This is a genomic window from Streptomyces sp. GMY02, from assembly GCF_019056675.1.
Taxonomy (GTDB): Bacteria; Actinomycetota; Actinomycetes; order Streptomycetales; family Streptomycetaceae; genus Streptomyces; species Streptomyces odonnellii.
Genome location: NZ_CP077658.1, coordinates 4,170,281 through 4,192,692 on the forward strand (window position 1 = coordinate 4,170,281; position 22,412 = coordinate 4,192,692).

The following is a 22,412-nucleotide window of genomic DNA, read 5'->3' on the forward strand; positions in this document are numbered from 1 at the left end:
CCCCTTGTCGCCGCTGGTCAACCCAGCATTGACGACAAGGGGCACGCACGTTCTCCACAGGATGCACAAGATCCCGCACACGCTGTGGACAACTGTGCAGTACGGACGGTCAGCTCGGACGTGTGCACGGACGAGTAGTGCCGACGGTACGGGCGGCCCCCGGGCCGCTCAGAACGCCGCGGGCAGCGCGGGCAGCGCTGCCGTCCTCGCCACCACCACCGCGACCGTCGCCGCCAGCACCAGCGCGCAGGTCCCGTACTGCACCAGCGCCCGCCGCTCCCGGGGCGCGTGCACCATGCCGATGGCTATCACCGTGCCCGCCACCAGCCCGCCGACATGCGCCTCCCAGGCGATACCGGACCAGGTGAAGGTGAAGAGCAGATTCAGCGCCAGCAGGGCGAAGACCGGCCGCATGTCGTAGTTGAGCCGGCGCATCAGCACGGCGGTGGCGCCGAGCAGTCCGAAGATGGCGCCGGAAGCGCCCAACGAGGGCTGGTTCGGTGCGGCGATCAGATACGTGAAGGCGTTCCCCGCGAGTCCGGAGAGCAGATAGAGCGCCAGGAAGCGGCCGCGGCCGAGCGCCGCCTCCAGCGGCCCGCCGAGCCACCACAGGCCCAGCATGTTGAACCCGAAGTGCCAGATCGCCTGGTGCAGGAACATCGCCGTCAGCAGCCGGTACCACTGGCCGTCCGCGACACCGACGAGCCCGCCCGCCGCCGGGTCGAAGGCACGGCCGACCAGGTCGAGATCACTGACCAGGCTGTCGCCCACCGCGAGCGCGGCGATGAAGACCGCGGCATTGATGCCCAGCAGGATCTTGGTGATCAGCCGGGGATCGGCCACGATCGTCCCGCCGGCGAGCGTACGGGCCTGACGCGGGGCAGACCCGCGCCCCGTGCCCGTACCCGAGCCCTGCCGGACGCACTCCGGGCACTGGAAGCCGACCGCGGCGTCGACCATGCACTCGGGGCAGATGGGGCGCTCGCAGCGCGTGCACCGTATGCCCGTCTCCCGCCCCGGATGCCGGTAGCAGTCGGGCAGGCCCTCACTGACGGCGGGCTGGTCCTGGCCTCCATGGCCGCCTGGCGGGTGGTCCATCGGTCCCCTCGGGTCCTGGTGACGGCGGGCGGGTACCGGGCAGTGCACGGCGCACTGCCCCGCCCGCCCGGTATGTAACCACTACGGACGGGCGGGGCGGGAGGTTCCCGCGATCCCGGGAACCCGAGCGGTCCGGACGCCGGCGGCTGTCCGTGACCCTCGGTGGGAGCGGTCCGTACGCTGCGTCAGCGCGTCTCGACGACGACCGACTCGATCACCACGTCCTGCACCGGACGGTCGGTGCGCGGGTTGGTGCGGGTGCCGATGATGGTGTCCACGACCTTCTTGCCGGCCTCGGTGCTGACCTCGCCGAAGATGGTGTGCTTCCGGGTCAGCCAGGCGGTCGGCGCCACGGTGATGAAGAACTGCGAGCCGTTCGTCCCCGGGCCGGCGTTCGCCATGGCCAGCAGGTACGGCTTGTCGAAGGCCAGGTCCGGGTGGAACTCGTCCTCGAACTCGTAGCCCGGGCCACCGGTGCCGTTGCCCAGCGGGTCCCCGCCCTGGATCATGAACCCGCTGATCACCCGGTGGAAGATGGTGCCGTCGTACAGCCGGTCCTTGCTCTTCTTGCCGGTCTCGGGGTGGGTCCACTCCCGCTCGCCCTGCGCGAGCTCGACAAAGTTCTTGACCGTCTTCGGCGCGTGGTTCGGCAGAAGCCGGATCTCGATGTCGCCTTGGTTGGTCTTCAGGGTGGCGTAAAGCTGCTCGGCCACGATCTGCCTTCCGTAAGTCTGCTCTGACCCTCACGATCCTCGCACGGACGGCGCGGATGATGTCCGGCCACTGCCCTTGAAAGGGCTTTGCGCCCGTCTTGGGGCGATTTCGGGGCCGTATGGGGGCACGATGGAGGGAAGGCACAGCGGGCATGGCGAAGTGACGCCCGGCGGTGGTGTCACGCCGGTACGGAGGCACAGCGGCACACGGGAACGCCGGAGGGCCGTGAAGCCGTCCGTGCGCGGGTGCCATGACCGAGGCGATGCCCCGGAGCGATGAACACGGGAGCGATGAGCCGGAGCGATGAGCCGGAGCGATGAGCCCGGGAGCGATGACCCGGATGCCCGCATCACATGCCGAGACCGAGTCCGGCAGGCATGATCTCGAAAAGGGTGGACAGGCGAAATACGGAACGCCACCGAGGAGGATGATCCTGTGACCCGCATGGACAGCGTGCGCGCCGCTACCGGTTCGGCGAGGGAGAGCGTGCAGCACGCCGCGGAAGCGGTGGCCCCCTATGCCGGTACGGCCAAGGAGCAGGCCGCTCTATATGCCCACGAAGCGCGGGTGAGGCTCGCGCCGACGATGACGAAGGCCGCTCAGCAGGCTCGTACTCAGTACGGCGCCCATGTGGCGCCCAGGGTGCCCCCAAAGGTCGATGTCGCCGCTCACCGAGCCGCTCAGCGCACACGCCAGGCCGCCCGTCAGGCGGCGGACTACACAGTGCCGAAGGTCGGACAAGCGGTGGCCGTGGCGCAGCCGATGGCCGGACAGGCAGCGGCGCGATCCGCGGCCGCCCTGGCCGCTCTGCGCGGACAGGTCACGGCGGATGAGATCAGGAAACTGGCCAGGAAGCACGAGCGACGGGCCAGGGCCGCACGTATCGCCAAGGGCCTGGCGGTCCTCGGCGTGCTGGCCGGTGGGGCTTTCGCGGCGTGGAAGTGGTGGGACAAGCAGGCGAATCCGGACTGGCTGGTGGAGCCGCCGGCCGCTACGGAGGTCTCGGAGCGCGGGCCGATGACCAACGCCGGTGGCAGCCATGTGGTGGACCCGCTCGATCCCGAGGTGCAGGCGAAGGCGAAGCAGGCCGAGGCGGAAGCGGAGGCGGAGCGGCGGAAGAACCGTCCCTGAACGCTCTGTTGAACTCGTCCCCGAACCCGTCCGGCGTGTCACGTCGTCGAAGCCGCGCCGGCGCCGACGAGTGCCGCGTCCGCGGCGGCAACGGTCGCGCTCGCGGCATAGGTCTCGATCGGCGTGCCCGCGGGGAGATGACGTACCGACGGGGAGGAACCGTGCGCCTCGGCGGTGATGCGCTGTCTGATCGTCGGCGGCAGCGACCGATCGCGTGAAGCGCCGGCCGCTCTGGGCACGGTGGTCCGTACGGGTGCGCCCTGCACCGGTGTGGCCCCTGCGGGTGCGGCCCCCACGGGTGCGGCTCCTACGGGTGTGGCTGGTGCGGGCGCGGCCCCTACGGGTACGGCCTCAGCCGCCGCCCCGGCCGTACCGGCGGGCTCCCCGGCCGGCGCGGGCACGGGCTGCTCGGCCGGCTGCTGTACGGCCGTACCGGCAGCGGCGGCCGGGGTCGAGAACCCCAGGGAGGCGAGTACCGCGAAGAACGCGGTGATGAAGACGGTCCACAATTTCTTGACCTTGAGGGCGGCCATGACCCCTCACTTTCAGGTTCGGTTCGGGTTGGGCGATCTACATACCTTCCTCATGATGTGTACGCATCTTGAGAATCGGCGGAGCGACGCCGTCCCTGCGTATTTCTTCGGATCAACACCACTCGTACGGTCCAACCGCCCGCCGCCCCGCCCCCGCCCTGCCCGCGCCCCCTCAGCGATTCAGCGATTCAGCCTCGCGCCGAAGAGTTCGGTCAGCCGGTCGCCCAGCACGGGTGCGATCGCCGCGGCATACGCTTCCGACACATGGCTGTCGTCGCGGTAGACGACCGTGTTCCCCACGAGCACGGGGCAGTCGCCGGCGCGGTTGCACAGCCAGGGCTCGGGATCGATCAGCGAGACACCGGCCGACTTCACCGCGTCCTTGACCTCTTTCCTCCGCACCGGGTCATGGACCGCCTGGGGCAGGCGGTTCGTACAACGCCCCAGCCGCAGCGGATAGGACGCCGCGCAGTCGACCGCGTCCGCCTTCGGCCAGGGGGTGTCGAGCAGTACGGCGACCCGGGCGCCCGATTTCCCGAGCGCGCCGAAGGTCTCGCGGAACCCGTCGGTCCACTGCCGCACGGGGTCGGCCGCCGGACGGGCCGGGGTACCCGCGTCCGAGGACGAGACGATCACCAGTGAGGGCCGGAGCGCGTTGATCTTCGTGATCGCCTTGTCGCGCCAGGTGTCGCAGGACGCGTACGGACCACCCTGATAGACGGTGGTCACCGCCGCCGTTTTGCAGGACGCCTTCGTCAGCGACACCAGCTTCCAGTGGTGCTTCAGCGCGAGCTGGTCGAGCGCCGGGAACCACTGGGCCGCGTGGGAATCACCGAAGAGCACGACGACCGTGTCCGAGGAGGGATCTCCATAGACGCACGGGGGCGTCTGCGTGCCCACGTACGCCACATGGCAGCCGTCCCGGTAGACCGCGGACTTCGTTGACTTGATCTTGGTCAGGGCCGGTGAGAGATTGCTGGGCAGGCTCGTACCGGACGTGTCCAGGAGCTGCCGCAGGCGCGGCAGCGGATCCGCCGCGGTCGCGATCTCCCGCTTCAGCTCCGGCGCGGGCTTGCCCGAGCTGATCGCCGGCGGGAAGAGGGAGGCCGTCAGGGCGATCAGCGCGGCGCCCGCCGACAGACCGGCCCCGAGCCCGAGCGCGCGGCCCGTCCGGCCGCGGAACACCGTGTGGAACCGTACGGGGTTCTCCACCAGCCGCAGGGTCGCCCAGGCCAGCGGCAGGGCGAGCGCGGAGAACACCAGCGCCAGCCGGACGCTGCCGGGCCTGCCCAGCGCCATGGGCCCGATGACCAGCAGCGGCCAGTGCCACAAGTACCAGCTATAAGACAGCCCGCCGAGCCAGACCGCCGGCCGCCTGGCGAGCAGCCACCGGGCGTCGTACGGAGCGGGCGAGCAGCCGCCGGCGAGTACGAGCGCGGTCCCGAGAACCGGCAGGAGCGCGTAGACGCCGGGGAAGGGGGTGTCGTTGTCGTACCAGACAGCCGACAGCAGTACGCAGGCCAGACCGGCCCAGGTCATCGGCGCGGCAGCCCTGGCGGGCAGTCGGTCGAGCCGCCCGGCCGCCAGGGCGAGCAGCGCGCCGACGCCCAGTTCCCAGAACCGGGTGTGCGAACCGAAGTACGCCCATGACGCCGAGCCGCCCGTCGCCGTGACGCTCAGCCCGAACGAAACCAGGCAGAGCACGGCGAGCGGCACCGCCAGAAGCTTTCCGCGCCGGCGCGCCAGCCGCCAGCTCACCAGGAGCAGCAGCGGCCAGAGCAGATAGAACTGCTCCTCGACGGCCAACGACCAGAAGTGCTGGAACGGTGACGGGGGACTCCCCTCGGCGAGGTAGTCCGTTCCGTTGACGGCCAGCCGGATGTTCACCGCGTACAGCGCGCTGCTCAGCGCGTCACCCGCGTACTCCTCGAAGCGGACCTTCGACAGGAACAGCCAGGAGCCGGCGAGGGTGGTGAGGACGACGAGCGTCGACGCGGGAAGCAGACGCAGCGCCCGGCGGGCGTAGAACTTCCGGATCGATATCCCGCCCGAGGCGGACAACTCACGCAACAGCAGCAGGGTGATAAGAAAGCCCGATATCACAAAAAAGACATCGACGCCGACATAACCACCGCTGAACCCTCTCACCCCGGCGTGCGAGAGGACCACGAGGGACACCGCCAGCGCACGAAGCCCCTGCACATCGAGCCGCACCGCATGCCCGTCGCGCGACGGCGTACGAACCTCGCGAGCGTGGACGTCGGGTGTCGACACGGCGTCCGGTGTGACCGTGCTCAAGGGCCGCGGGGCATGGCCCTCGCGGGATGGCGTCTTCACTCGATGTCCTTGCGTCGGGCCGATGGGATCCTCTGTGCACTGACCGCCGACTCGCCCAGACAGTTGTGCGGGGGTATTCCACCACCGGAAGATCCGCCGCCGGACGTCGGCCTCTCGGCGGACAGCGCCGTCCTCCGGAGGGATGTGGCAAGAGGCTGTCGGCAGGTGGCTGCAAGCTGCCATCCACGCCGCTTCAACCCGGCATCGGCGGCTGACAGGGTTCTTACCGGCGGAGGCGCGTGCGTGTGCCGCTCCGTGCCGCGGCCCTGGGGGGAGCCCGATGACAACGCGCGACATCAGCGATCCGCACCTCGACGCCCGTGGTGCGGGCAGCACTTCGGCGACGGCGGACCATGGCACGGCGACAGTCGAGATCAGCGCGCTGGCCGAGGGGGACTCACCTCGCCTGGGAGGCCTGGACATGGCACACGTCCGGTTGCTCGCCGAGCGCGTGGACGTGCTGCCGCCCGTTCTGGTCCACAGACCGTACATGCGCGTGGTCGACGGCCGGCACCGGGTGGCCGCGGCTCGGTCGCGGGGCCTGGAACAGGTCCCCGTGCGATGGTTCGAGGGATCCGACGACGAGGCCTTCGTCACCGCCGTACGCCTCAACGCCTCGCACGGACTCCCCCTTGCCGGGCACGAGCGCGCCGCGGCCGTACAGCGCATCCTCGCCTCACATCAGGAGCGGTCGGACCGGTGGATCGCGTCGGTGTGCGGCGTCGCGCCGCGAACCGTCGCCGCACTGCGCGCGCGGACGGCCCCCGAGGGGGCGGCCACGCCCGGCTTCCGCATCGGACAGGACGGACGGCGCCGTCCGCTCTCGGCCCGGGCGGGGCGGGAGCGGGCCCGGGAGATCATGGTGCGCGAACCGGAGGCGAGCCTGCGGACCGTCGCCCGCCGGGCGGGCATCTCCGTGGGGACGGCACTGGACGTACGCCGCCGGCTCGCGGCGAATCCCGAAAACGCTCCCGCTCCGGCCGAGGCACCGGCCGACATCCTGCGGCCCCGGCTGGAGCAGTTGCTGCGGGATCCGTCCCTCCGCTACAACGACCAGGGCCGGACCCTGCTGCGCCTGGCGACCTCGACCCTGGCGTTCATGGAACGGCCCGACTCGATCGCGCAGGCGGCCGCGGGCCACTCGCGGGAGTCGCTGCAACTGGTGGCCCGCGCCTGCGCGGAGGGCTGGCAGCGCTTCGGGGCTCAGGTCGCGGACGAAAGTGCCCGGCAGGACGCGCCGGGGATCGCTGTGTGACGGGCCTCGACCCGACCGCCTCAAGCGCCGCGCCGCCAGGGCCCTCTTTCGGGCTCCGGCGGCGCGGCGACGTACGAACGGTCCGAGGGGCGGCTCAGGGCTCAGGCACACGTCCGACTCGTGTAAGAGGCGACGTGGGTCGATATGCCTTCCGAGAACTCGTAGCGTCCGCTGGAGTTGCGGACGACCGTGATGTCCACGGAGGACCCGTCGTACGTCTCCACCTTGCCGTCACCGGTCAGATCGCGCAGCTTGTCGCCCGCCTTGGCGAACGTGAGCTTCCCGACGATGCCGTCGGGCTCAAGTCCGCGGGCGCGCTGCCAGTTCGAGGTGGCCGCCTCGGTGGTGGTGCCGAAGACCCCGTCGACCTCGGAGTTGAGCAGGTAGCCGTCGGCGTACAGGACCTTCTGCCACAGGCATGTGGCGTTGGAGTACGTGCCGGGGTACCCCCTGGCCAGGGTGCCTTCGTCGTCCCAGTCGTCCGCGAAGGCGCCGGATCCCGAGATGTAGCCGTCGTTGATGTTGGCCGAGGCCGACGTGGTCATGGCGACGTTCAGGCCGAGGGCCGTCACGACGGCCAGGGCCACGGGCACGGTGCCGCGCAGAACGCGCCGGGGGCGGGTGAGGGTCAGGGGCATGGGGCTCTCCAGGGTTCAGAGGAGGAAAGCGCGAGCGGCTCGCTCGCGGACGGGCGGGCCGGCGGCGATGCGTGGGCCGGCCGGCGTCACAAGGAGTCTGCTCCCGTACGGGCGGAGAGGCGCCGGTCGCAGGAGGCAGGAGGTTGCAGGGCAGTGGCAAGATCCTGCCAACCTCCCGCCGGGCTCTCGCCGATCTCCTGACGGCCGGACGTCCCTGTCGGAAGGCCCGGGTCGGCACGCCCTGTTCGGCAGGCGTGCTCCCCGTCGGCCGCGGCCCGGGGGGTGTTCAGTCCGCCGGTTTCCCGATGCCCGGCCCGTGCCTATGTTTGGCCGCGCCAATCGGGGCCGCCCCGCCGTTCGGGGCCTTGGCCCGTACGAATCCAATCGACCGAGGAGATCGGCATGCTCAGGAGAGCTCTGCACTCCGTACTTGCCATTGTCGTGCTCATGACGGGAATCATTGTGGGCGTCGGCGCCACCGCCGGCACCGCGCACGCGGTCGCGTGCCGGACATGGTCCAACCTGCCCCTTGAGCCGGGCGAGTCGAACGAGGACGTCAGGCAACTGCAGATCCGCGTCGCGGGCTGGGTGGCCTCCGGCGAGCGCCTCTCGTACGACGGCGTCTACGGCGCCCGCACGGAGGCGGCCGTCCGCAGATTCCAGGAGGCCTACAACCTGGACGTGGACGGAGTCGCCGGCACCCAGACGATCACCAAGATCAACCAACTGTCGGACAGCGACTGCACCCCCATCCACTTCTCCTACGCCGAGCTCAACCAGTGCAACTCCACCTGGGCGGGCGGAGCCGTCTCCGCGGCCACCGCCAAGAGCAACGCGCTGCGGACCATGTGGAAGCTGGAGGCCATCCGGCACAAGCTGGGTGACAACCCCATCACCGTCAGCAGCGGATTCCGCTCCGACGCCTGCCAGCCGTCGGACAGCGCCCCGACCAGCCGCCACCGTTTCGGTGACGCCGCGGACCTCACGGCCGGCACCGTCGCCGGCCGCTGCGCCTTCGCGGTGAGGGGCAAGACCTCCGGCTTCTCAGAGATCCTCGGCCAGGGATACGAGGGTCACAACGACCACACCCACCTGGCCCACGACCCGTCGCCGTTCTGGAGCGCCCCGGGCTGCGCGTCCTACGGCTTCTGACCGTTTCCGGCCGTTCCCGGTGAACCTCCGGGGCCCGGCGCCGCGCTGCCGGTGCCGGGCCCGTCCCTCTTGGAAAGGCACTGACCCCATGCTGTCCCCCGACAGGCGGCGGTTCCTCGGCACCGGCGCCGCCGCCCTGATCTCCACCGGTCTCGTCGCCACCGGTCTCGCCGGCTGCGGCGGGGACGGGCCGACGGCCGACTCGTACGCGCTCACCGTCCTCGTTCCCGAGGACGGCGCCGACTCCGTCCTCGAAGCGGCCGCCGAGCGCTTCGGCAGGTCCGCCGCGGCGGACGCGGCGAAGTCCTCCGGCACGCCCGCCTCCGTGGAACTCCGCCGGGTACCGGCCGACGCCTATGAGGCCGAACTGCGTGCCTCGCTGAGCAGCGCCGACAGCCCCGATCTCCTCTTCCACTGGGGCAGCGGATCCATCCGTACCGCGGCGGAGGAGTACCGGTTGATCGACCTGTACGACCTCATGCTGGACAACCCGGAGCTCGGGGCGGGCTTCCTCCCCGCGGCCCTGACGGGCAGTTACGTCAACGAGCGTCCTTACGGCGTCCCCGTGCGCGGCACCCGGCCAGTGCTGCTCTTCTACAACAAGGCGCTCTTCGCCGGTCTCGGCCTGCGTCCTCCGTCCACCTGGAGCACGCTCAGGCTGGTGGCCTCCCGCGTCACGAAGGCGGGCATCACGCCGTTCGCACTGGGCGGCTCGGACTCCTGGACGGAGGTGATGTGGCTGGCGTACCTGGTGGAACGCCTCGGCGGCCCCGATGTCTTCCGCCGGATCCAGGCCGGCGACCACACCGGTTGGGGCGACCCCGCGGTCCTGCGGGCCGCGCGGGAGGTGACGTCCCTGGCCGACGCCGGGGCCTTCGGCGACGACTTCGCCACCGTCTCGTACACCGAGGGATCGGCCACCGCCCGGTTCGCCCGGGGGCGGGCGGCCATGCATCTGATGGACTCGCGCGAGCACGCCGCCCTCGTCGGACGGTTCCCCGAGTTCGCCGCGCGGCATCTGGGCTGGCTCCCGTTCCCGGCCGTCGAGGACGGGAAAGGCGACCCGAGGAACCTGGTCGGCACTCCGGCCGGTTACCTCTCGGTCAGCGATCTCACCGGTCGCGGCAGTGAGGCCCACCCCGGTGGAGCCCGGCGCGGTGCGGCCCTCGACTTCCTGAAGACCTTCTCGACCCCGGATCACACCGACGCCCTTCTGAAGGCCGGCGAAGTCCCCGTCACGGCTGACGCCGCACGACGACTCGGGGCGTCACCCCACCCCGAGTTCACCCGCTTCCAGTACGAACTGGTCCGTGCGGCGCCGGCGTTCGCCCTGAACTGGGAGCAGGCCGTCCACCCGTCCTGGCGCACGACCCTGCGGAGCGAGGCCGGAAACCTCTTCGCGGGCCGGTCCACGCCCCTGAAGTTCACCCGGAACCTGCGGGAGCACCGGATACCGGCCGCGCGAAGCCGATGACGTACGGGCCGGTCCGTCACTCAGGGGCCCGGCCCGTCACTCGGAGGTCAGGGGCTGGGGGTCGGGGGCTCGGAGGTCAGCGGCTCGGGGGCTCGTTCACAGACGGGCGCACTTGACGCGTGCGCCGGTCTCGATGCTGTACCAGCCCCACGACATCTTCCCGCGGGTCTCGGGCCCGTACTCCCCGTCGGCCACCGCTCCCATACGGCTCTGCGCGCTTCTCAGCGCCTCCCTGGTCGCGGCCCCGAAGGCACCGTCGAGCGCCAGCCCCGCGCCGTAACAGCCGTTGAGACTCTTCTGGAGAGCCCGGACCCCGGCACCCGAGCTGCCCTGCGCCATCACGCAGTCCGTCGTTCCGCTGCCGGAAGCCGTGTCGTACAGCGGAATCGACGCATACGAGGTGGAGGGGTGAGGCAGCGAGGTCTTCTCCCACGCGGCGTTGCAGTACGGCATCGCGGCGGTCGCGTGCGGGGCCGCGGTGACCAGACCGCCCATCAGCCCCGCCAGCAGGGCCCCCGCCACGGCGAACGCCCTCCCGCTCTTCGGCCTGTTCGACATGCTCATGTTTTCTCCAGTGAGTCGGTACGGGTACGGCGGCGTCGGACCGCCGGCCCGTGCACCGGAGTCCCGTCGGGTGAGGGGACTCCGGTGTACGGGCCCGGCGGCGGCGGGTGATCAGTTCGGGCTGTACAAACGGCAGCCCAGGAAGTGGTCCGGCACGTCCCTCGACCAGGTGGCGTGCCTGATGTTCGCGGCGGTGTAGGGCCCGTACACCCCGTCCGCGGTCACCCCCGCACTGCGCTGGGCGCTCGTCACCGCAGCCCTCGTCAGCGTTCCGTACACACCGTCCACATCCAGGCCGGCGGAATAGCACCGGTTGAGTGTGCGCTGCAGGGCCGCCACGGCCGGTCCGGTGCTGCCCACGGGAAGGAGGCAGTCCACCTCACCGGCTCCAGTCGAGTTGACGGGCATCCTGATGTAGTACGACGGGTAGACGATGTTGCCGGCATCGGTACAGGTGTAGGGCGCGGCGGAGGCGGTCGGCGCGACGGCGACTCCCGTTCCGAGAAGAGCTGTGACCAGGCCTCCTGTGGCGGCGAATGCTCTGAGACGCCTCATTTTCCGCATGGCGGTCCTTTCCTGTGTCGGATCCTGCGGGGTTCCGCGTGTGGGCCGGGGCAGAGTGCTTCCGCCTTCTCGGACATGTCAAAGGTGTCCAAAGTGAGGCACCCCCCGGACTCCGGTGCGGTGGGCGGCGGGACGGAGAGGCGGGACGCGTCGGCCGACAGGGTTCGACCGCTGCCGGTCGGCCAACCGGCCTGGTTCGACCGCTGCCGGTCGGGTTCGACCGCTGCCGGGCGGCGCTTGAACGCCGGTGGCGGAGAGGCCCGGTCGCCCGGAAAGCCCGGACGCCACGAACGGATCGCGAACGCCCCACGCGGTCACGGCCGTTGAACACCTTCCGGCCGGCGGCCGGTCGATGCCACTCTCCCGACCGGAGCGGCAGCGGCTGAGCCGCCGTTCCCGAGTCCGGGAACAGGGTGCCGTCGCTGCCGCCCGTGACCGTCTCGTACGCGTACTCGTACGGACGCGTGCCCACCGCGGCACCGAACCCGCGGGCTTCCAGATCAATCGTCCACAGACGCGCGCACCTTCATGACGCCCACGACCGGCCACGGATGTGCGCAGGAAAGGATCGACGAATGCGACCCAATGCCATGTCGAGGGCTCTCGTCACCACCACCGCGGTTCTCGGACTCACCGCCGGAGGCATAAGCGGGGTGAGCTTCGCGGCGACCGCGCCCCTCGCACCGCGGTCGACGGCCTCGGAGATCACCCCGCTCGCCGTGGTGAACCTCGGGCTGACCACCGCGGAAGCCAAGAAGGTGCAGTGCTTCCTCGATTACCTCTGGGATTACGACGGCGACATCGACGGGGCGTTGGGCACGCAGAGCTGGAAGGCGATGCAGCGGTACCTCGTCGGCTGGGGTTACGAGGGCGCCATCGACGGCATCGTCGGTCCGGGAACGGTGATGGCGCTCCAGCAGTCCCTGCGGAGGCCATGGGGTTACGGCGGCAAGATCGACGGAATCGCCGGGGCCGAGACCAAGGCCGCGTTCAAGCGCTTCGCCGAGAACACGGGCGTCCGCTGCTGAACCAGGGGCTGCCCCGGCACCCGGAGTCCGGTCCTTCGCGGGCAGCGGCGGCGGCACCGGCAGGATGCTGCCGCGCGACTGGCAGGAGGCTGCCCGAGGTCGAGGCGTCCGAAGGCCCTGACGCATGCCAGACTCCGTGTTGCCGCTACGGCAGGGCTGGTCCACCGGGGCACAGCTTGGCCGGAGTGAGAAGCGGTTCGAATGACGAGGGGGACGTTATGAGGATGATCGCTGGAACGGCGCGCAGAGCGCTCGCGGGAGCAGCCGTCGCCGCACTGGCCGTGACCGGGGTGTCCTTGGCAGTGGGACAGGCCGGCGGACCGGCCGGGGTGAGCGTTGTCGCCGACAGCCCGCCGTTGGGGGACGAGTGCAAGGGCCCGGCGAACGGCTGGCAGGGTGACAGGCCGTCGGAGGAGTGCCCCGAGTAACTGAACAAAAGCTCTCGCTGACCGGCGGTGGCCAACAGGCCGCCGCCGGTTCCATGAGCGGACTTCAAGCGTGGGGCGGTACGACCCGGAGCACGGTACGACCCGGAGGATCGGCGGCGCTTCGCGGACCGGCGTCAGATCCAGCCGCGTTCGCGCGCGAGGAGAGCGGCGTGCGCCCGGTTCCCCGCGCCCAGCGTCTGCATCAGGGCGGAGATGTGGCGCCGGTACGTACGCAGAGCCATCCCGCTGGCGCGGGCGCCGGCCTCGTCCGTACCGACCGCGCACATGGACACGAGCACTTTCCGCTGGGTCTCCGAGAGCTCGGCACCCGCGGACTCGGCGGGACCGGTCAGGGAGCTGAACTCGTCGGCCGAGTCCCAGAGGCGTTCGAAATGCCGGATGATGGTGGTGACGAGCCCGGTCTCCCTGGCGCACAGCGCGCCCTTCGACGTGTCCTTGGGATCGATCGGCACCAGCGCCGTGTGCTGGTCGTACACCAGCATCAGTTCGGTCAGCTCGCCCGACACCCGGATCCGAGCGCCGGCCGCGGCCAGTTCGGTGAGGTACGCGGCGGTCGGCGGGTCCTCCAGCGCGGCGGGCCGTACCAGATTCCGGATGGTGACCCCGCGTCGCAGGCACCGCATGTCCAAGGGCCGTGCATGCTCGATGTTCTCGACACTGAGCGCGTCATACGGCTCGGCGGAGAGCACTTCGGTGCGGGCGAAGAAGGCGAGCTCGTCGAGGCGTGTACGGATCTCCTTCACGTCGGAGATCCGTTCAACCGTGGGTACCGTCTCCGGAGCCGCCGTGACGGGCATCTCGCGCGTCAACTCGTCGATGATCGGCCCGAGATGGGTGAGGACGCGTATCTCCGCGTAGAGATCCTCCAAACGCTGCTCGGCGAGCCTGGCGACAACGAGTTGCGGCTCACTGGCCCACGCCGCGCCGCCGTCCTCCCTGATGATCTGTAACGCCCGCAGCCGCCGCACAGCCGACCGCACGGTCTCCGCGCTGTGCCGCAACAGGATGTGGACGTCGTCCAGTTGAGCGCCGGGATTGCGCAACAGGTGCCGGTAGACATGCTCCTCGGCGGCGGACAGCCCGAGGACCCTCATTTCACTCGCTTCCACCAGCACCACTCCATGGTCATGCCATGGGAGAGACGAACCCCCATGCCGCTGCGGCAGTGTTCAGGACATCTTGACCTTCCGTAAAAGAAGTCGCCAGTTTCCGAGGCACGTCGACGGCCCGGCTGAACACGCGAAACGCCCCCGGCGCGGGCAAGGCACAGCGCGGCCGGCGGCATCCTCACCAAAAACCTCCTGACCCGCGTTTCCGCAGGTCAGGAGGGGATACATACGGTGGAGCCTAGGGGAGTCGAACCCCTGACATCTGCCATGCAAAGACAGCGCTCTACCAACTGAGCTAAGGCCCCGGGACGGCTGGGATACGGCCACGCCACGACGCATGGCTCGTCCATCACCGGGAACCAGAGTACCGGGTGTTCCCCGGGATCCCGCAAAAGGATTGGGACTCCCCGTGCGCGACCACGCTCCGTAAGATGCCCCACGAGGTTCGCAGCAGCGAAGCTGCCGCGATGGGGAAGCGATGGGGAGACGCAGATGGACGCCGCACAGCAGGAAACGACAGCGAGAGCCAGAGAACTCCAGAGAAGCTGGTACGGAGAGCCACTGGGGGCGCTCTTCCGCCGGCTCATCGACGATCTTGGCCTGAATCAGGCCAGGCTCGCCGCCGTGCTGGGGCTCTCCGCACCCATGCTCTCCCAGTTGATGAGCGGTCAACGCGCGAAGATTGGCAATCCCGCGGTGGTCCAGCGGGTCCAGGCGCTGCAGGATCTGGCGAGTCAGGTCGCCGACGGCAGTGTCAGCGCGGGGGAGGCCACCGACCGGATGGAGGAGATCAAGAAGTCGCAGGGCGGCTCTGTCCTCACCGGTACCAGCCAGACCACGAACAGCTCCGGCGCACCGACCGTACGCCGGGTGGTCCGCGAGATCCAGTCGCTGCTGCGGTCGGTCGCCGCGGCCGGCGACATCATCGACGCGGCCGACTCCCTCGCCCCGACCCAGCCCGAGCTGGCAGAGTTCCTCAGGGTTTACGGCGCCGGGCGCACCGCGGAGGCGGTCGCCCACTACGAAGCACACCAGAGCTAGCCCGGAGCGGGTCCGGGACAGGGCCGGAGCCGGTCCGGATCCGGCCCGGAGCGGTACGGGACACGAGCGGGTACGGGACACGGGAGAGCCGCACCGGAACTGACGGGAACCGGAGCGGGACGACCGGGCGGGGACCGGGGGCGGCGGGCCCCCGGACACGACGACGTGGGAGCGAGCGCGGCGCAATGGGTGAGGTCTTCGCGGGGCGGTACGAGCTGATCGACCCGGTCGGACGCGGCGGCGTCGGCGCCGTGTGGCGCGCCTGGGACCACCGGCGCCGGCGCTATGTCGCGGCGAAGGTCCTGCAGCAGAGCGACGCGCACACCCTGCTCCGCTTCGTCCGGGAACAGGCGCTCAGAATCGATCACCCCCATGTCCTCGCCCCGGCGAGCTGGGCCGCCGACGACGACAAGGTCCTGTTCACCATGGATCTGGTGAGCGGCGGATCGCTGGCACATGTCATCGGCGACTACGGGCCGCTCCCGCCCCGCTTCGTCTGCACCCTGCTCGACCAACTGCTCTCCGGACTGGCCGCGGTGCACGCCGAAGGGGTCGTGCACCGCGACATCAAACCGGCCAACATCCTGCTGGAGGCCACCGGAACGGCCCGGCCCCATCTGCGGCTCTCCGACTTCGGCATCTCCATGCGCAAGGGCGAGCCGCGCCTGACGGAGACCAACTATGTGGTCGGTACGCCCGGTTACTTCGCGCCCGAGCAGATGATGGGCGCCGAGCCCGACTTCCCCGCCGATCTCTTCGCGGTCGGTCTGGTCGCCCTCTATCTGCTCCAGGCGCAGAAGCCCGATTCCAAGGCCCTGGTGGAGCTGTTCCTCGCCCATGGCACGCCCGGGGCGCCGCAGGGCATCCCCGAGCCGCTGTGGCAGGTCCTCGCGGGCCTGCTCCAGCCCGATCCGAACGCGCGGTTCCGTACGGCCACGGGCGCGCGCAAGGCGCTGGCGTCGGCCGCGGAGCTGCTGCCCGAGCCGGACATCGACGACGAGGTGGTCGAGATCTTCGACCAGATCGGGCCGCTCCCCGCCGCGTTCGGGCCCGACGGGCCCGTCGCGGACGCGGGTTCCGACCTCCGTCCCGAGGTCCGGCCAACGGGCCCGAACAGCGGCTCGTACAGCATCGGCACCCCCCACGCCGGCCCGCACGCCGATCCGCACACCGGTCCCGGTCCCCACGCCGATCCGTCCACCGATCCCCGCGCGGCTCTGCGGACCGGCGGCGAGCCGTCCGTACCGCTGCCTCCTCCCTCGGCGCCGGTCACTCCGACCCCCACCCCCACCTCCATGTCGGAGACCGGCAGCTTCCATCTCCCCCCGCCTCCCGGCCGACAGCAGGAACAGCAGGGGCCTCAGCAGCCCCAGCAGCCCCCGTCCGGGGCCTCCCCCTCCACCAGGCGCCGTTCCAGACACCGCAGCCCGACCTGTCCCAGGCCCGGACGGAGGCGGTCTGGCACGAGCAGGGCCACACCCGGCCGTACACCGCGGAGAGCCCGCAGATCCCGCTCCAGCAGCCACAACCGCTTCCGCAGGCGCAGCCGCACGCGCCATCCCTGCCACAGCCCCGGTCCCAGTCGGCTCCGGCCCGCCACGCCCTGGGAAAGCGGCCGGGACCGCCCCCGAAGGTGGCGGTCCCGGTGCTGCTGCTGGCGCTGGCGTGTTTCGCGGTGGGGTTCTGGGCGCTGACCCAGATCCAGAGCTGAACGGGATCCGCCCCCTCCGACCCGCCCTCGCTCCCGTTCCCGTGGCTACCAGGCGGAGGGCGGACCGTACGACTGCGTCTCCGCCGTCCCCGTTCCGGTCTCCGTGCCGGGCCCCGATCCCGGACCCGCCACCGCCCCCGTCCCCTGCCCGGGGCCCTGGCTCCGGCGTCCGCGCCGCCGCGCGACCAGCGTCCACACCCCCAGCCCGAGCACCAGCGCCGTACCCGCGCCGATCCCGCCCGCCGCGACCACCGCCATCGTGGTGCTGTCGCTCGTCGTGCCGCCCGGCTCGTCCGTACCGTCCGTACCGCCGCCGGCCACGGTGAAATCGCCCGCGGGCCCGTCGTACCCCGGCCCCTGCCGTGCCTCGCCCTCGACGTCCACCCGCATCGTCAGCCCGTAAGGACTGGAACCGAACTCCTCGCCCACCTGCGGATTGAGACTGACCTTCAGGTAGTACCAGCCCGCGAAGCGCATCTCCTTGTCCCCGGAGCGCGAACCGAAACGGTTCTCGTACGCCACCGGGGGCAGCGCGTCGAACGCGGTGGTCTTCTCCTTGCCGGAGTACGACATCGAACCGGCGCTGTCGACGAGCCCCCGCGCCGGGTTGTACAGCGACATCGCCAGCGCGCCGCTCACAAAGCCGCGCCCCGGCGTGGTGCCCAGCCCCGCGGTGGCGAAGAGCTGCTGCCCCCAGTCCACCGGCACCCTGTAGAAGAGCGTCTCGCCCGGCTCGATGGACGCCGTCCACGCGCCGTCGGTCAGGTCCTCGGCATCGTTGAAGCCCGTACCGCCCTCACGCGCCCGCGCCGTACCCCCGGCCGGCGCCGGCGAGGCACTGGGCCAGCCGGAAGGCGCCTCGCTGGGGCCGGCCGCCGTGAGCCCCGGCTCGGCGACATGGTGGATCTCCAGCTCCCAGGGCTCGGGGGAGGAGGTGTCGTCGCTGGTCCGCTCGATGACGGCGTAGTACGGACCGGCCTCCTGGCACGCGTGCGCGCCCTGCTCGATCATCCGGTACGCGTAGGCCGCCAGTGGCCGGGGAAAACGGCCGGACGAGCCGAACTGCGCGTCGTTGGAAGAGCAGTCGCGGCCCTGTTGGTCCTGTACGGACACCTTGATCCGGTCCCCGTAGGCGACGGTCGTACCGAGCGAGGGCACGGCGACCGCTGAAACATACGCGTTCGTCCGAGCGTCGAGATCCAGCCGGTAGATCAGCTTGCCGCCCGGCTCGATCGAGTCGCGGTACGTGGCACCCGCGGCCAGCGACTCCGCCCCGCCGGGGGTCGTCGCGCCCTCGATCTGCCGGGCCCCCGGGTCGAAGACATACGGGCTCGGCTCGCCGTCCGCCGCCACCGCCTGCCCCGGCAGCGCCACCACGGCGCATATCGCCGCCACCGCCATGCCCATCGCCGCCGCCCCGGCCGGCACCGCCCGGCCCCTGCTGCGCTGCCACTTCACGCGCTTCCCCTCGCCCTCTCGGCCGTCAGGGCCTCTCGTTCGGATCCTGCTGGGCCGCCGGACCCGGACCAAAGCCCCTACGCGCCGCAGCAGTCGCGGCGTCCGTCCATCCTGCCCCGGCGGATCCGCCACTGTCCCACCCGGCCGGTTCACCCGTACGACTTTGCTCGCGCAAGCGAACAGTTCGCGCCAGTGAACCGGACCGTGCCCGGTGAACCCGGCCCCATGCCTCGCACCCGGTCCACGCCGCCGCCCGACAGGCCCCCCGACAGCACGAAGCCCCGGCCGCTCGGCGGCCGGGGCTTCCACTCTTCAGGACTGTTGCGTCTCACACACCCGAACCTGCGGGCACGGAGTCGGTCGCCTCCGTCCACAGATCCTGCTCGGCGCGATCCGCCTGGATCTGGCGGTACACGAGGAGCCCGCCAATGGCGGCCAGTGCGATCAGGAGAAGCTTCTTCACCGCGCGACCTCGTCTTTCCTTGACGTAGGGGACTTCTGCCGCCCGACTATACACACCGACCGATACCGATCGGTGACCTGCCCGCAACCCAACTACGGCCTTGATCAGGCAGTAAAACAGCCGGTCGGATAAATGCAATCGGGCCCGCACGGAGATGCTCCGTACGGACCCATTGTCGCGGTGGGGCTAACAGGATTTGAACCTGTGGCCTCATCCTTATCAGGGATGCGCTCTAACCAACTGAGCTATAGCCCCGCGCTGCCCCTGAAGATTAGCGCACTTCAGGGCCAGCCCCAAAATCGATACCCGCTGCTCACTCGTCCTCGGCGAGCGTCAGCTCGACACCGCCCACGAAGCCCGCCGACAGGTTGTAGATGAAGGCTCCGAGCGTCGCCAGGGCGGTCGCCAGAACCACGTCGATCACCGCGATGACCGACGTGAAGACGAGCACCCTCGGCAGCGACAGGAACGACTGCAGATCGAAACCGTTGCTCTCGTTCGAGCCCGTGGCCTCGCTGATCGTCCCGCCGACCGTCGAGAAGACGCCCATCGCGTCCATGACCATCCACAGCACGGCCGCCGCCACGACCGTGCACACGCCCAGCGCGATGGAGAGCAGGAAGCTGACCTTCATCACCGACCACGGATCGGCCTTCGCCACCCGCAGCCGCGCCTTGCGCGTCCGCGGAGTCGTGCGCGCTCCGGTCCTCGGCCTGCGTACCGCCGTGCCCGCGGCCCCCGGCCCGGTCATCGCACCCGGACCGCCGGGACCGGTCATGCCCTGCTGGGGCCCCGGCTGTCCCGCCTGGGTCCCCCCGCCCGGCGTGGGATACGCCTGCGGCGGGTGATACGGCTGCGCGGCCTGCTGCGGCTGCTCAGCGCCATAGGTTTCGTACGGGGGCTGGTGCCCCCGGGTATCGGTCACCGTTACCCCCTGGGAGTCCGTGGCAGGGCCACGGGCACCGTTCGCTCCGGAAGCGGCCGATCCGGCGCCCGTGGCTCCACTCACGCTTTACTCCTCGTGCTCCCCGGCCGAGGACGGATTGCCCCCGGCGACGACCTCGGCCGCGCCCGCCTCGTCGGTCCCCGGGTCCTCTGTCCCGTCGACCTCTTCCGCCTCGCGGCCCGCCTCGGCGTTGCGCGCGATACCCACGACGGCATCGCGCTTGCCCAAATTGATCAGTTGGACGCCCATGGTGTCACGGCCCGTCTCCCTGACTTCGTTGACTCGCGTGCGAATCACACCGCCGCCGAGGGTGATGGCAAGGATCTCATCCGTTTCCTCGACCACCAGCGCGCCGACAAGAGATCCACGGTCCTCCACAATCTTGGCGGCCTTGATTCCAAGACCACCACGACCTTGGACGCGATACTCGTCCACCGCGGTTCGCTTCGCGTACCCGCCATCCGTGGCGGTGAACACGAACGTACCGGGCCTGACGACATTCATCGACAGCAGTTCGTCGCCCTCGCGGAAACTCATCCCCTTCACGCCGGATGTGGCTCGTCCCATCGGGCGCAGGGCGTCGTCCGTGGCGGTGAAGCGGATCGACTGCGCCTTCCTGCTGATGAGCAGCAGATCGTCCTCCGCCGACACCAGTTCGGCGCCGATCAGCTCGTCGTCCGCGCCCGCCTCGGTCTCCCGGAGGTTGATCGCGATGACTCCGCCGGACCGGGGCGAGTCGTAGTCCTTGAGCGGGGTCTTCTTCACCAGGCCCGCCTTGGTCGCCAGGACCAGGTACGGCACGGCGTCGTAGTCCCGGATCGCCAGGATCTCGGCGATCCGCTCGTCCGGCTGGAAGGCGAGAAGATTGGCCACATGCTGACCCCGGGCGTCCCGGCCGGCGTCCGGCAGTTCGTACGCCTTCGCCCGGTACACCCGGCCCTTGTTGGTGAAGAACAGCAGCCAGTGATGGGTCGTCGAGACGAAGAAGTGGTCGACGATGTCGTCTTCCTTGAGCTTCGTGCCCCGTACGCCCTTGCCGCCGCGCTTCTGCGAGCGGTAGTCGTCCGTCTTCGTACGCTTCACATAGCCGCCACGCGTGATGGTGACGACAATGTCCTCCTCGGCGATCAGGTCCTCGATGGACATGTCACCGTCGAAGGGCACCAGCTTGGAGCGCCGGTCGTCGCCGAACTTGTCGACGATGACGGCCAGTTCCTCGCTGACGATCTGACGCTGCTTCTCCGGCGAGGCCAGGATCGCGTTGTACTCGTTGATCTTCTGCTGGAGCTCGTCGTGCTCGGCGACGATCTTCTGCCGCTCCAGGGCCGCCAGCCTGCGGAGCTGCATCTCCAGGATCGCGTTCGCCTGGATCTCGTCGATCGTGAGCAGGCCCATCAGGCCCGTACGCGCGGTCTCGACCGTGTCGCTGCGCCGGATCAGCGCGATGACCTCGTCGATCGCGTCGAGCGCCTTGAGCAGACCGCGCAGGATGTGCGCCCGCTCCTCGGCCTTGCGCAGCCGGAACCGGGTCCTGCGGACGATGACCTCGATCTGGTGCGTCACCCAGTGGCGGATGAACGCGTCCAGCGAGAGCGTGCGCGGGACGCCGTCGACCAGCGCCAGCATGTTCGCGCCGAAGTTGGTCTGCAGATCGGTGTGCTTGTACAGGTTGTTGAGGACGACCTTGGCGACCGCGTCCCGCTTGAGGACGACGACCAGCCGCTGTCCGGTACGCGAGGACGTCTCGTCGCGGACATCCGCGATGCCGCCGATCTTTCCGTCCTTGACCAGATCGGCGATCTTCTGAGCGAGGTTGTCCGGGTTGGTCTGGTACGGAAGCTCCGTGACGACCAGGCACTGTCGGTTCTGGATCTCCTCGACCTCGACCACCGCGCGCATCGTGATCGAGCCGCGGCCCGTACGGTACGCGTCCTCGATGCCCTTGCGGCCGACCACCAGGGCGCCGGTCGGGAAGTCCGGGCCCTTGATCCGCTCGATGAGCGCGTCCAGCAGCTCCTCGTGCGTGGCCTCCGGGTGCTCCAGCGCCCACTGCGCGCCGGCCGCGACCTCCCGCAGATTGTGCGGCGGGATGTTCGTGGCCATGCCGACGGCGATCCCGGCCGAGCCGTTGATCAGCAGGTTCGGGAACCGGGACGGCAGGACCGTCGGCTCCTGGTTGCGGCCGTCGTAGTTGTCCGTGAAGTCGACGGTCTCCTCGTCGATGTCGCGGAGCATCTCCATCGACTGCGGCATCATCCGGCACTCGGTGTACCGCATGGCCGCGGCCGGGTCGTTGCCCGGAGAGCCGAAGTTGCCGTTGGAGTCCACCAGCGGCATCCGCATCGACCACGGCTGCGCCAGCCGGACCAGCGCGTCGTAGATCGAGGAGTCGCCGTGCGGGTGGTACGTACCCATGACGTCACCGACGACACGGGCGCACTTGTAGAAGCCCTTCTCGGGCCGGTACCCGCCGTCGTACATCGCGTACAGCACACGCCGGTGGACGGGCTTGAGACCGTCCCGTACGTCCGGCAGCGCGCGCGACACGATGACGGACATCGCGTAGTCGAGATACGAGCGCTGCATCTCGGTCTCGAGCCCGACGGGCTCCACGCGCAGCGCCAGGCCCTCCACCGCGGTGGCGGTCTCCGGGGCCGCGGCGTCGGGCACGGCGGGCGTGCCGGGGTTGCCGGGGTTGTGAGGGGTGTTCTCGTCGGCCATTGCTGGTCAGTGTTCCTTTCGGCCTT

The 22,412-nt window shown here is 70.3% G+C and carries 19 protein-coding genes, 2 tRNA genes and 1 pseudogene; 8 read left to right on the forward strand and 14 right to left on the reverse strand.

What is annotated here, in order from left to right:
- Window positions 1-168: 168 nt before the first annotated feature.
- Both KQY30_RS17430 and KQY30_RS17435 read right to left on the reverse strand, forming a co-directional pair.
- Window positions 169-1,098, reverse strand: coding sequence for a rhomboid family intramembrane serine protease (locus KQY30_RS17430; RefSeq protein WP_217307626.1), 930 nt, complete (start codon window positions 1,096-1,098; stop codon window positions 169-171).
- A 185-nt stretch (window positions 1,099-1,283) separates the two neighbouring features.
- A complete protein-coding gene (locus KQY30_RS17435) occupies window positions 1,284-1,811 on the reverse strand; it encodes a peptidylprolyl isomerase (RefSeq protein ID WP_217307627.1) in 528 nt (175 codons plus the stop codon).
- A gap of 436 nt (window positions 1,812-2,247) precedes the next feature.
- Between KQY30_RS17435 and KQY30_RS17440 the strand changes: the two genes are divergently transcribed.
- Entirely contained in the window at window positions 2,248-2,943 is a 696-nt protein-coding gene (locus KQY30_RS17440; RefSeq protein WP_217307628.1) for a DUF5324 family protein, read from the forward strand.
- Between the two features lie 38 nt (window positions 2,944-2,981).
- Here the strand turns inward: KQY30_RS17440 and KQY30_RS17445 are convergent, their stop codons facing one another.
- Together KQY30_RS17445 and KQY30_RS17450 are read right to left on the reverse strand one after the other, a co-directional pair.
- Window positions 2,982-3,476: a DUF6344 domain-containing protein gene (locus KQY30_RS17445; RefSeq protein WP_254407185.1), complete on the reverse strand. Its 495-nt coding sequence runs from the start codon at window positions 3,474-3,476 to the stop codon at window positions 2,982-2,984.
- A gap of 180 nt (window positions 3,477-3,656) precedes the next feature.
- A complete protein-coding gene (locus KQY30_RS17450) occupies window positions 3,657-5,813 on the reverse strand; it encodes an acyltransferase family protein (RefSeq protein WP_254407186.1) in 2,157 nt (718 codons plus the stop codon).
- 280 nt (window positions 5,814-6,093) lie between these two features.
- Between KQY30_RS17450 and KQY30_RS17455 the strand changes: the two genes are divergently transcribed.
- Window positions 6,094-7,068: a ParB N-terminal domain-containing protein gene (locus KQY30_RS17455; RefSeq protein WP_217307630.1), complete on the forward strand. Its 975-nt coding sequence runs from the start codon at window positions 6,094-6,096 to the stop codon at window positions 7,066-7,068.
- A 101-nt stretch (window positions 7,069-7,169) separates the two neighbouring features.
- On the opposite strand, the gene KQY30_RS17460 is transcribed toward KQY30_RS17455, so the two are convergent.
- Window positions 7,170-7,706 (reverse strand): peptidoglycan-binding protein, encoded by a 537-nt coding sequence (locus KQY30_RS17460; protein ID WP_217307631.1) that lies wholly within the window; start codon window positions 7,704-7,706, stop codon window positions 7,170-7,172.
- Window positions 7,707-8,108: 402 nt separating this feature from the next.
- Here KQY30_RS17460 and KQY30_RS17465 point away from each other — a divergent pair, with 402 nt between their 5' ends.
- On the forward strand, window positions 8,109-8,858 hold the full coding sequence (locus KQY30_RS17465; RefSeq protein WP_217307632.1) for a D-Ala-D-Ala carboxypeptidase family metallohydrolase: 750 nt from the start codon (window positions 8,109-8,111) through the stop codon (window positions 8,856-8,858).
- Window positions 8,859-8,946: 88 nt separating this feature from the next.
- Entirely contained in the window at window positions 8,947-10,332 is a 1,386-nt protein-coding gene (locus KQY30_RS17470; RefSeq protein ID WP_217307633.1) for an ABC transporter substrate-binding protein, read from the forward strand.
- Window positions 10,333-10,428: 96 nt separating this feature from the next.
- On the opposite strand, the gene KQY30_RS17475 is transcribed toward KQY30_RS17470, so the two are convergent.
- Both KQY30_RS17475 and KQY30_RS17480 read right to left on the reverse strand, forming a co-directional pair.
- Window positions 10,429-10,896 (reverse strand): peptidoglycan-binding protein, encoded by a 468-nt coding sequence (locus KQY30_RS17475; protein WP_217307634.1) that lies wholly within the window; start codon window positions 10,894-10,896, stop codon window positions 10,429-10,431.
- A gap of 111 nt (window positions 10,897-11,007) precedes the next feature.
- Window positions 11,008-11,451, reverse strand: a complete 444-nt coding sequence (locus KQY30_RS17480) for a peptidoglycan-binding protein (protein ID WP_217307635.1) — start codon at window positions 11,449-11,451, stop codon at window positions 11,008-11,010.
- A gap of 584 nt (window positions 11,452-12,035) precedes the next feature.
- On the opposite strand from KQY30_RS17480, the gene KQY30_RS17485 reads away from it, so the two are divergent.
- Both KQY30_RS17485 and KQY30_RS17490 read left to right on the forward strand, forming a co-directional pair.
- Complete coding sequence (locus KQY30_RS17485; protein WP_217307636.1) at window positions 12,036-12,488, forward strand: peptidoglycan-binding protein; 453 nt, start codon at window positions 12,036-12,038, stop codon at window positions 12,486-12,488.
- 224 nt (window positions 12,489-12,712) lie between these two features.
- A complete protein-coding gene (locus tag KQY30_RS17490; RefSeq protein ID WP_217307637.1) occupies window positions 12,713-12,916 on the forward strand; it encodes a hypothetical protein in 204 nt (67 codons plus the stop codon).
- A 134-nt stretch (window positions 12,917-13,050) separates the two neighbouring features.
- Here the strand turns inward: KQY30_RS17490 and KQY30_RS17495 are convergent, their stop codons facing one another.
- Window positions 13,051-14,046, reverse strand: a complete 996-nt coding sequence (locus tag KQY30_RS17495; RefSeq protein ID WP_217307638.1) for a helix-turn-helix transcriptional regulator — start codon at window positions 14,044-14,046, stop codon at window positions 13,051-13,053.
- Between the two features lie 232 nt (window positions 14,047-14,278).
- Window positions 14,279-14,351 (reverse strand) — tRNA-Ala (locus KQY30_RS17500).
- A gap of 187 nt (window positions 14,352-14,538) precedes the next feature.
- On the opposite strand from KQY30_RS17500, the gene KQY30_RS17505 reads away from it, so the two are divergent.
- The gene (locus KQY30_RS17505) at window positions 14,539-15,087 is read left to right on the forward strand and encodes a transcriptional regulator (protein WP_046504124.1); all 549 of its coding nucleotides are present in this window, start codon (window positions 14,539-14,541) and stop codon (window positions 15,085-15,087) included.
- Between the two features lie 185 nt (window positions 15,088-15,272).
- A pseudogene (locus KQY30_RS17510) lies at window positions 15,273-16,798 on the forward strand (serine/threonine-protein kinase).
- A 45-nt stretch (window positions 16,799-16,843) separates the two neighbouring features.
- Here the strand turns inward: KQY30_RS17510 and KQY30_RS17515 are convergent.
- The 5 genes from KQY30_RS17515 to gyrA all read right to left on the reverse strand — a co-directional run bounded on the left by KQY30_RS17515 (window position 16,844) and on the right by gyrA (window position 22,386).
- Complete coding sequence (locus tag KQY30_RS17515) at window positions 16,844-18,256, reverse strand: hypothetical protein (RefSeq protein ID WP_217307639.1); 1,413 nt, start codon at window positions 18,254-18,256, stop codon at window positions 16,844-16,846.
- A gap of 328 nt (window positions 18,257-18,584) precedes the next feature.
- Window positions 18,585-18,719 carry a DLW-39 family protein gene (locus KQY30_RS17520; RefSeq protein WP_208857699.1) on the reverse strand — a complete coding sequence of 45 codons (135 nt, stop codon included), beginning with the start codon at window positions 18,717-18,719 and terminating at the stop codon, window positions 18,585-18,587.
- Between the two features lie 181 nt (window positions 18,720-18,900).
- Window positions 18,901-18,974 (reverse strand) — tRNA-Ile (locus KQY30_RS17525).
- A 58-nt stretch (window positions 18,975-19,032) separates the two neighbouring features.
- Window positions 19,033-19,644, reverse strand: a complete 612-nt coding sequence (locus KQY30_RS17530; protein ID WP_217307640.1) for a DUF3566 domain-containing protein — start codon at window positions 19,642-19,644, stop codon at window positions 19,033-19,035.
- Window positions 19,645-19,731: 87 nt separating this feature from the next.
- Window positions 19,732-22,386, reverse strand: a complete 2,655-nt coding sequence (gene gyrA, locus KQY30_RS17535) for a DNA gyrase subunit A (RefSeq protein WP_302185320.1) — start codon at window positions 22,384-22,386, stop codon at window positions 19,732-19,734.
- Window positions 22,387-22,412: the final 26 nt, after the last annotated feature.